Genomic DNA, 2,060 nt, shown 5'->3' with positions numbered 1-2,060 from the left:
TAAATTGAGGACTAGAATCATCGTTATTAATAGTACCTTTGGCTGTACCATTGGTAGAACTAATAATTGCACCACTCGTAGGATTACTTAAACTGACTGTAAAGGTTTCATTACCTTCAAGTAAGGTATCTTGAGTTGTTTGAACTGTGAAAGTCTTGCTTGTTTCACCTTGTGCAAATGTTAGAGTTTCTGTTTTTTCAGTAAAGTCATTTGCATTTGCTGTGTCACCACTAGCTATGGATGTGCTTACGGTTACTGTCTGGTTAGCTTGAGCATCACCTGTACGAGTAACTGTGAAAGTAATACTATTACCTTCTGTTGCTGACGCTGCTGCAATACTAAATTCAGGTGCTGGATCATCGTTATTAATAGTTCCAGTGACAGCAGTGGAAGTGCCAACAGTATAGCCTGTCCCTGGGGCTAGAGTTAACACCACAGTTTCATCATTTTCAATAATGATATCCGGTCTGGGGTCAACGGTTAAAGTTGCTTTACTCGAACCTGCTGCGAAAGTTATAGTTTGACCTTTTCCCGGTATTGCCCCTGTATAATCATTACTGTCAGCAATTCCAGTAATATCATAGTTAACTGTTAAGGTATTATCTGTATCACCAATCCGAGTGAAAGTGTAAACCAGGTTAGATATACCATCTTCCATAACAGTACTGGAAGTAACTTCAAGGTTAACGAGAGTCTCAATAGTGGCGTTATTTATTAACTCCTTCAGAGCCTCTCCTGTAACAACATCATCAAAAGATTGCAGCCCTTCAAGGGCGGCAATTATATCCTGGGTAATGTCAGATTGAGCGACTTTTTGGGCTTTAAAGCCTGTACTCATACTAGTTGCAGTCAAGATTTGTTCGCTACTATCAGAGACAATTTGGGATATTTTTTCTGTATTGTCGGTAATCTTTGTCAAGTCCAGAGTGTTGTCTAGCTCTCTTAAACTAGTGACAGTATTAGTAATCAGAGATTTAATCTGGTCTACATTACTGAGGTTGAAATCCTGTGACTCAAGAACCGCTGTGGCTAGGTTACTTGTTACCTGATTCGCTAGTGTTATTCCATCAATATTTGTGACACTTTCAAAAGCTGCTGTGATTTGTCCGATGAGGGTTTGTACAGATGCCTGGGCTGTCAATACTTTTAGCGATTCACTAGAACCTAAGTTCTCTGTTGAGATAGGATTAAAAGTAACTAAATCAACACTATCAGGTATTCCTAAAGCATTATTGACTTGGGTTAACGCGTCTTTTAGACTGACTCCGGTATCCACGATGCTAGAAACTAGTGTTGTAATCGGTGTTACTACAGCAGAACCAGCAACTGCTCGCAGATTGCCTGTAAAAGGCAGTCCGGTTATGGCATCTTTACCTCCGGTGGCAACATAATATCCTTCAGTGGGGTCAATACGACCATTTTGATTGAGGTCGTAAGAAGCACCACTAATTTCTAAGGTAAAATTACCAGTGCTATCAGTAGTAGTCTGAGGTTCATCTTCGTCTCTGATGCCGTTAGAATTACCATCAAAGAACACATTAGCCCCCACAATTGGTCCGTCTTGAGTGTTTGCTGTAATTGTGATAATGCTATCTTCAATAGTACCTTTGGCTGTACCATTGGTAGAACTAATAATTGCACCACTCGTAGGATTACTTAAACTGACTGTAAAGGTTTCATTACCTTCAAGTAAGGTGTCTGGAGTTGTCTGAACTGTGAAAGTCTTGCTTGTTTCACCTTGTGCAAATGTTAGAGTTTCTGTTTTTGCAGTAAAGTCATTTGCACTTGCTGTGTCACCACTAGCTATGGATGTGGCTACGTTTACTGTTTGGTTAGCTTGAGCATCACCTGTACGAGTAACTGTGAAAGTAATACTATTACCTTCTGTTGCTGACGCTGCTGCAATACTAAATTGAGGAGTAGAATCATCATCATTAATAGTACCTTTGGCTGTACCATTGGTAGAACTAATAATTGCACCACTCGTAGGATTACTTAAACTGACTGTAAAGGTTTCATTACCTTCAAGTAAGGTGTCTGGAGTTGTCTGAACTGTGAAA

General features: G+C 39.9%; 1 protein-coding gene. It reads right to left on the bottom strand.

Features of this window, described 5'->3' with window-relative positions; genetic code table 11:
- The coding region (locus FFR48_RS29825) for a beta strand repeat-containing protein (protein WP_307722544.1) at positions 1–2,060 on the bottom strand (2,060 nt) is incomplete at both ends.

The organism is Sphaerospermopsis reniformis, assembly GCF_005402885.1.
GTDB classification, from domain to species: domain Bacteria; phylum Cyanobacteriota; class Cyanobacteriia; order Cyanobacteriales; family Nostocaceae; genus Sphaerospermopsis; species Sphaerospermopsis kisseleviana.
Note: the sequence above shows the minus strand (reverse complement) of the source record. Positions and strands in the feature narration are given on the sequence as shown.